This is a genomic window from Pseudogemmobacter faecipullorum (genome assembly GCF_020539525.1).
Taxonomy (GTDB): domain Bacteria; phylum Pseudomonadota; class Alphaproteobacteria; order Rhodobacterales; family Rhodobacteraceae; genus Pseudogemmobacter; species Pseudogemmobacter faecipullorum.
The window spans coordinates 1-6,719 of the sequence record NZ_JACDXX010000048.1 but is presented as its reverse complement, the minus strand read 5'-3'; the positions used below and the strand labels follow the sequence as shown (position 1 = coordinate 6,719).

Sequence of the window (6,719 nt, the reverse complement as noted above, 5' to 3'; positions counted from 1 at the left end):
AACATTTGATTGCCCCCGGCAGCCCGGCCGGAACGGTCGTTCAGGCCCTGCGCCATGTAGGTGCTGCACGGGCCTCTGACGTGATGCACGCGGCCAGCCGTCACCTCTCGGCCAGCGACAAGAAGCTCCTCGCCAGGAATGCGACGCAGGCACCTGCCTGGATGCGGGCAACCCTGCTCTCGATTGCCGACCCAAAGCCTTCAGGATCCGGGGTGGGAGCCGCGCTTGGATAAGGTTGCCCGCCTGTCGGCCTCTGACCGTGCCGCTCTCTTTGGGGAAACCGCCGCTGGCCGCGGCGTCGCCAACACGATCATCGAGAAGGACTTCTGGGTTTGCTGGACCCTACGGCGGGTCTTCTCGCTGCCGCCCGGGGAAACCGCGTCACTGGTGTTCAAAGGCGGCACCTCGCTGTCCAAGGCCTATGACGCGATCCGTCGGTTCTCCGAGGATATCGACCTGTCCTTTGACCGGACAGAACTGGGATATGGCGGCGAACGGGACCCTGAGCAGGAAGGGCTTGGAAAGAATAAGGCGGCGAGGCTGATTGCGGATCTGGTGACGGATGTCGAAACGCATGTTGCCGAACGGCTGCTTCCCGCCCTGCAAACGGAATTCGCGCGCCATCTGGGCAATCCCGCCGACGGCGGCTGGTCACTCAAGATAGACCCGAATGACGCGCAGACGGTGAATTTCCACTATCCCCCGGCCTTCGGCGGCACGGATTATGCGGGAATGTCCTACATCACCCCCCGGGTGAAGCTCGAACTCGGGGCGCGCGGAGACCCCTGGCCAACTGAGGCGAAGGTGATCCGGCCCTATGCGGCTGAAGATTACCCTGACTTCTTCGACGCGCCTGACACCAGGGTCACCGTCCTGTCTGCCCGGCGCACCTTCTGGGAAAAGGCGACCGCACTCCATGCCGAGGCCCATCGCCCTGCCGGATCGCCGACACCGCAGTATTTCTCCCGACATTTCTACGATCTGGCCATGCTCCTCGAGACCGCGGAGGGAGTCGCTGCATCGCGGGACTTCGAGCTTCTGGCGCAGGTGGCGAAGCATAAAGCCATCTTCTTCCGTTCGGCATGGGCAAGCTATGACCTGGCCAGGCCCGGCACGTTGCGACTTCTGCCCGGCGAGGATCGGATCAAGGATCTGCGTGCGGACTACAAGGACATGGCACCCATGATGTTCGATACGAAGCCGCCGAGTTTCGATGACATCCTCGCCCGCATCCAGCGTTTTGAGGATGACGTGAACACCTGATCCGTGGTCCGCCCGAAAGCCGTCGGGCATCCGCAAGACCAGAAGCCCCGGCCTTTCGACCGGGGCCATGGTTGGGGGGTGTTACTCCCCCCGGCGGCTGTTGGGGCGCGACCAGATGAGGCTCGAGCCCTCACCGTCCTCGTCGTCAAAGAGGTTGGCGTAGATCGGGTGCGCGAAGCTCGGATCGTCCAACTTCAGGCCCAGATAGTCCCGCCCCTCGTTCGAGCGCTTCGACCAGGCGGCGCCGATCTCCGCGCGGCCCACCAGGATCCGGTGCGAGGGTGCGTTCTCGCCCGAGGCCCGCAGGTCGGGGACGATGCGCACGCCTTTGGCCTGTACGCTCAGGGTGACGATTTCGCCGGTGTATTCGTTGCCGGTCTTCTTGAAGGTGCCGATGGTCGCCATTGTCTTTCTCCATTCTCTCGTGTTCGGGCCCGCTCCATTGCGGCCTCGATGGCGATCTAGAGGCCGATGACGACGGCCGGCGCAGTCCCGTCCGGGACCCTGACAGCACAGGCAGGGCTTTCTTGTCTTCCGCGAGGAATGACGGCACCGCCGGCAGGGGAAGAAAGTTCAACGACGCTGTTGCGCCGAGACGTCGAAGCGCGCTCCCGCGCGCTGGTCTTCGGCCAGATCAGCCCATCACAGAGGACGCATGCGAGCGGTCCCGTCACCCCAGAGAGACAGAAGACAGCGGCGATTCTGAAGGAACCGGCAGGAAGGCGCCAAAGGCAACCACCGGCGATGGTCACCCCAGCTGTAAACAGGCGGGCTTGCGCCCCTCCCCGCCGACCTGCGGGCCACGGGCGAGGCATTGCATCAGACCGGATACTGCTTGGCCGCCGGATCGGCGCTTTCCGCCGCAGCGCTCAACCGGGAAGAGGGACAAGGCCGGAAGCGCGATTTGAGCGTGCCACTGATCCGCCAACCCGGCGTTCAAAGAGGCCGGAAAGAGGGAAAGGCAGATCCCTGTGCGCTCCTGACGACCCTGGGAAAAACACCAACCAAAACGGTCCGGTCGAACGGTCGGGGTGACCGGTTCAAGCCACCTCATCCCACAGCCCCTCGGCGATCTCGCGCGCAAGCATCGTTCGGGCTTTCAACATCAGGTCCGCGCCACAGGTGTCTATGTGCCCATAAAATCGGGCACGACAAGCGTCAGCCAGCCAGTCTGCATAGAGGCTGTACTCCCGCTCATCGAGCCGGAATACCCACAAGTCTTCGGCCCAATGGGGCTTCGGCTCCACTACGACGGAAATGGCGCCCTTGGTCTCGCACCAGGGCAAGCACCACTCTTTGGGCGGGTTACTGCGATCTTCGGCGAAGATCGTGTCGATATCGATCGAACGCGACATGGGGTCGTGCTCCAAAAGAAAAGCCCGGTCACGAGGACCGGGCAGGCTGGACTGAGAGGGTAAAGGGCGGCCGGAGCCGCCCCGCGTGAAGGTCATTCGGCAGCGATGCTTTGCGTCGGCACCTGCTCCTCGTCTTCCAAAGGCTCATCGTCCTCGCTGTCGCCCGTGAGGAAGTCAGGCAGGGTTTCCGCTTCAGCACCGCCGGCATCAGCAGCGTCTGCTCCGGCATGCTGGGCGTCCATCCGCAGAGGCTCCGGCAACCAGCCGCTGGCAGACAGCAGCCGTTCGGCTTCGGTGGCCATCTCGCCCTTCTTCAGATGGACGATCAGTTCCACCGCCTGCTCGCCAACACCTTCCCGCACGGCATCCAGGATACGCGCCTTGGTCACGCGGCCGAAGTAATTGGCGACCGTCGGCTTCCAGCCCGTCGCGACCAGATCGAGACCGGTAACGCGTGCGAGGCGATCCGCCTCATACATCCGCCGATCAAGCCCGTGCTGGCTGATCCCATTGCCGCTATAGGGGTTCGGTCGCTCATAAAGCGCGTTGACCCCGAAGCTTAGACAATGGGCCAGCAGAGCCTGACGGCTGGCCTCGTCGAGAGCGTGCAGCCAGTCCCAAAGCCGGTCATCGCCATCATCGAGCGGAATATCCGTCCGCCATGCCGCATGGCGCTCGTCGATGGCCTGTGCCGGGATCGAGTCTCCGAGATCCGGGGCCTGCACCGACAGATGCACTTCGCTGACGCGGGCCTGCAGCGCACTCCCGGAGCTGCGAATGCCGAAGCAGTCGAGCACCAGCCGGTGCAGCAGCGCCGTCATCGCGATGCGCGGGTTGTTGGCGACAGCATCGCGTAGCGCCAGGGTCCGATGCGCGGTCAGTTCGATCACCAAGCGTTCGGGAAGCGGATTGATTGCCTCGCCTTCGTCTTCCTCCTCTTCGGGCGCGGCGGCCGGCTCGCCTCCGAGGGTGATCACCGCGCGCTGATGGCTGGCTTCCGGCTCGGCGCGCTGCAGCACCTCGCCGGTTTCGGGATCGACGATCTCGGGTTCCGGTTCCAGCGGTGCTTCATCCTCGGCCCGGACATAGCCGCGCTCGATCAGCAGCGTGCCGTCGACATCGAGGCTGACGAAGACCCCGGCTCGCGCCATCTGTGCCGGATCGTAGATCATCGGCCGCATCTCGAAGGCGCCGAGGGTCTTCTCGATCTCGCCCATCCGGGCATCGACCTCAGCGGGGTATTCCTCAGCTTGCGCATACTCTGCCTCGAGCCGGTCGTATTCGTCTCGCAGCGCCTCGCGGGTGGCGCGCTCATCCTCGGTCAGATCGACCGTGGTGCCGATCAACTGCCGCATGCCATAGGCGTGGCTGTAGGGGAAGCTGACCGCGACCTCGATCCATTTCCAGCCCTCGGCGGCGATGGTCTCGGCCTCGGCCTTCAGCTTCTCGTTCACCAGCCGGTCGAGCAGCACCGGATCCTGCAGCCAGCCGCCATCGTCCTGCTGGAAGAGGTCGCGCAGCACATACCCGCCCGCCGCCTCATAGGCCTCGATGCCGACAAAGGTGACGCGCTTGTCGGAGGCCCGCACCGTGGTCTCGGTCAGCAGGCGGCGGATGTTGTAGGGTTCCTTCGACCAGCTGTCCTTCACCGCCTCCCAGACCTGAACCTGGCGCTCATGGTCCGAAGAGATGGTGAAGGCCATCAGCTGCTCCAGCGTCATGCCGTCCTCGGCATAGATCTCGAGCAGCGCGGGCGCGACCGAGACCAGCCGCAAGCGCTGTTTCACCACTTTGGCATCAACGAAGAAGGCGGCCGCAATGGCCTCCTCGGTCATGCCCTTCTCGCGCATGGCCTGGAAGGCGCGGAACTGGTCGACCGGATGCAGCGGTGCGCGCTCGATATTCTCGGCCAGCGACACCTCGTCGATCAGCACGTCGTCGGTTGCGTCGGACACGATGCAGGGGACCGGGGCGGTTTTGGCGAGGCGCTTCTGCTTCACCAGCACCTCCAGCGCCCGGAAGCGGCGACCGCCGGCGGGCACCTCGAACATGCCGGTCTCGGTACCATCCTCGCCCAGAACCGGGCGGACATGCAGCGACTGGATCAGTCCGCGACGGGCGATGGACTCGGCCAGTTCATCGACCGAAACGCCGGCCTTGACGCGCCGGACGTTGGACTGGCTCAGCACCAGCTTGTTGAAGGGGATGTCGCGCGAGGACGACAGGGTGATCTTCTGAACGGCAGTGGCCATGTCAGATACTCCGAGGACGGGCACCGGCGAGACCCTCTCTCCGGCTACCAACCCGTCATGGAAACCCCCTCCCCTCTCTCCCTCTAGCCGTCTGATCTCGGCGAGAGCCCTACACGGACGGAACCAGATCACCATTGGGAGAAACAAAGGATTTTGCTGGACCTAGGAAAGCAGGAACATGACGGGCCTCCCGGAAAGCGAGAGCCTCGGGATGCCTCGGCAATATGGAACCACGACCGTATCGACCCTGCTCACGCGAGATTTGCGCGTAGAAGCACCCGGCGGCGGCATTCCCTTGACCAGTGCCTTGCCGCGAGGGATAGCAATATTGTTCCCCCGGCAGGTCCCTGCCGAGCATACCGCCGAGGCTTCCTTTTTTCAGCCCGATGGGGCGGGCTCAGATATTCCCTCTTGCCCGCAAACTGATTTCTCGACCCGCACCGACGATGATGTGGTCATGCAGGGTAAGACCCAGCGTTTTGCAGCCCTTCTGGATCTCCTTTGTCATCTTCAAGTCGGCGTCCGAAGGCTCGGGATCCCCACTGGGGTGATTGTGCACCAGGATCAGCGCCGACGCGTTCATCAGAAGCGCACGTTTCAGCACCTCGCGCGGATAGACCGGCACATGGTCGACCGTGCCCACTGAGGCCAGAACATCGGAGATCAGCCGGTTCTTTCGGTCAAGGTAGAGCACATGAAAGCACTCGACCTCACCGCGCACGGCCAGAGCACAATAATCCAGCACGGCCTGCCATGAGGAGAGCATCGGGTTCTGGTTGAAATAGCGCGCCAGAATCTCACGCGCCTCAAGTATGACGGTCTGCTCCTGCTCAGTCATCGGCCCGGCCTCCGGGCCCGCCGACAAGCGTTGCGCCCCCATCGCCATCATCATCTGACACGACGAATTGGAATTCCTGGGTAATGAAATCGTTGAGCCGGATCGCCAGCTCCATATTCGTGGCAACCGAAAGGCCAAGGGCGTAGACAGCGGTGTCCACTTTTTCGTCGGAGGTTTGCATCTGGGGTCTCGCGGAATGAGCAGCCCGCCGCCCGCGCCTATAGGACTGCGGGCTTTTAGGCCGGGAATGGGAAGGAACGCGGCAACCGAGGGCCAGGAGCCGGGCTGCCGCGTGGTGAAGGGAAGAATGAGTGCGCGAGGGGCTTCAGCCCGCGCGCTCGAGCAGCTTCTTGGCCTTGCCCTCAAGCTCGAGCCGGGTGTCCTGCTGGGCCTTGTCTCGCGCGAGACGCGTGATCCCCTGGACAAAGTCGAAGATGCTCTCGGCCGGGTGGCCCTCCTCAACCAGGACCTTGTCGATGATCTTACCCGCCTCCAGCTTCGAGAAGCCGCGCTTGCGCAGGAAGGTCTCGCGGTCCTCGTCGGTCCGCGCCACGATCTGCTGGCGGGCCGCCTTGATCCCGTTGATGAACCCCGAGGGCGAGGAATTGGCAAAGCGGGTCAGCGCAGGTGCCGCCTCATGCGCGAAGCGGGAGGCGGCATATTTCGAGTGGCGGATGGTGATCTCCTGGAATTCTTCCTGCCCCCAGATGTTCCGGTTCTGGCACACAGCGCGCAGATAGAAGCTGGCGATGCCGAGGGTCTTGGCCCCGACCTCCGAGTTCCAGCAGTAGAAGCCCCGGAAGTAGAGATCCGGCGAACCATCGGGCAATTTGCCCGCCTCGATCGGATTGTGATCGTCCACGAGGAAGATGAACACATCGCGGTCCGAGGCATAGAGCGTGGTCGTGTCGCGGGTGATGTCCACGTCCGGGTTATAGACCCCGGTCGACCAGTCCAGAGTACCCGGCACCTTCCAGCGGGTATCCCCAGTGCCATTGCCCGCGATGCGTT

The 6,719-nt window shown here is 63.8% G+C and carries 7 protein-coding genes and 1 pseudogene; 2 read left to right on the top strand and 6 right to left on the bottom strand.

Annotated elements, in window-relative coordinates; translation table 11 throughout:
• Together H0485_RS20710 and H0485_RS20705 are read left to right on the top strand one after the other, a co-directional pair.
• Positions 1-233, top strand: a 233-nt coding sequence (locus tag H0485_RS20710; protein WP_226937797.1) for a hypothetical protein, incomplete at its 5' end; no start/stop codon positions are given.
• Positions 226-1,263 carry a nucleotidyl transferase AbiEii/AbiGii toxin family protein gene (locus H0485_RS20705; protein WP_226937796.1) on the top strand — a complete coding sequence of 346 codons (1,038 nt, stop codon included), beginning with the start codon at positions 226-228 and terminating at the stop codon, positions 1,261-1,263. The genes H0485_RS20710 and H0485_RS20705, both read left to right, overlap by 8 nt.
• A gap of 81 nt (positions 1,264-1,344) precedes the next feature.
• Here the strand turns inward: H0485_RS20705 and H0485_RS20700 are convergent, their stop codons facing one another.
• From H0485_RS20700 to H0485_RS20675, 6 genes and pseudogenes are all read right to left on the bottom strand, one after another.
• The gene (locus tag H0485_RS20700) at positions 1,345-1,668 is read right to left on the bottom strand and encodes a DUF736 domain-containing protein (protein ID WP_035714938.1); all 324 of its coding nucleotides are present in this window, start codon (positions 1,666-1,668) and stop codon (positions 1,345-1,347) included.
• A gap of 635 nt (positions 1,669-2,303) precedes the next feature.
• Positions 2,304-2,618 (bottom strand): hypothetical protein, encoded by a 315-nt coding sequence (locus H0485_RS20695; protein ID WP_088234119.1) that lies wholly within the window; start codon positions 2,616-2,618, stop codon positions 2,304-2,306.
• Positions 2,619-2,710: 92 nt separating this feature from the next.
• Positions 2,711-4,870 carry a ParB/RepB/Spo0J family partition protein gene (locus H0485_RS20690; protein ID WP_226937795.1) on the bottom strand — a complete coding sequence of 720 codons (2,160 nt, stop codon included), beginning with the start codon at positions 4,868-4,870 and terminating at the stop codon, positions 2,711-2,713.
• A 397-nt stretch (positions 4,871-5,267) separates the two neighbouring features.
• On the bottom strand, positions 5,268-5,708 hold the full coding sequence (locus H0485_RS20685; RefSeq protein WP_226937794.1) for a JAB domain-containing protein: 441 nt from the start codon (positions 5,706-5,708) through the stop codon (positions 5,268-5,270).
• Positions 5,701-5,889, bottom strand: coding sequence for a hypothetical protein (locus tag H0485_RS20680; protein WP_226937793.1), 189 nt, complete (start codon positions 5,887-5,889; stop codon positions 5,701-5,703). Before H0485_RS20680 ends, H0485_RS20685 begins: the two co-directional genes overlap by 8 nt.
• 144 nt (positions 5,890-6,033) lie before the next feature.
• Positions 6,034-6,719, bottom strand: a pseudogene (locus H0485_RS20675) (DUF932 domain-containing protein); the annotation flags it as partial.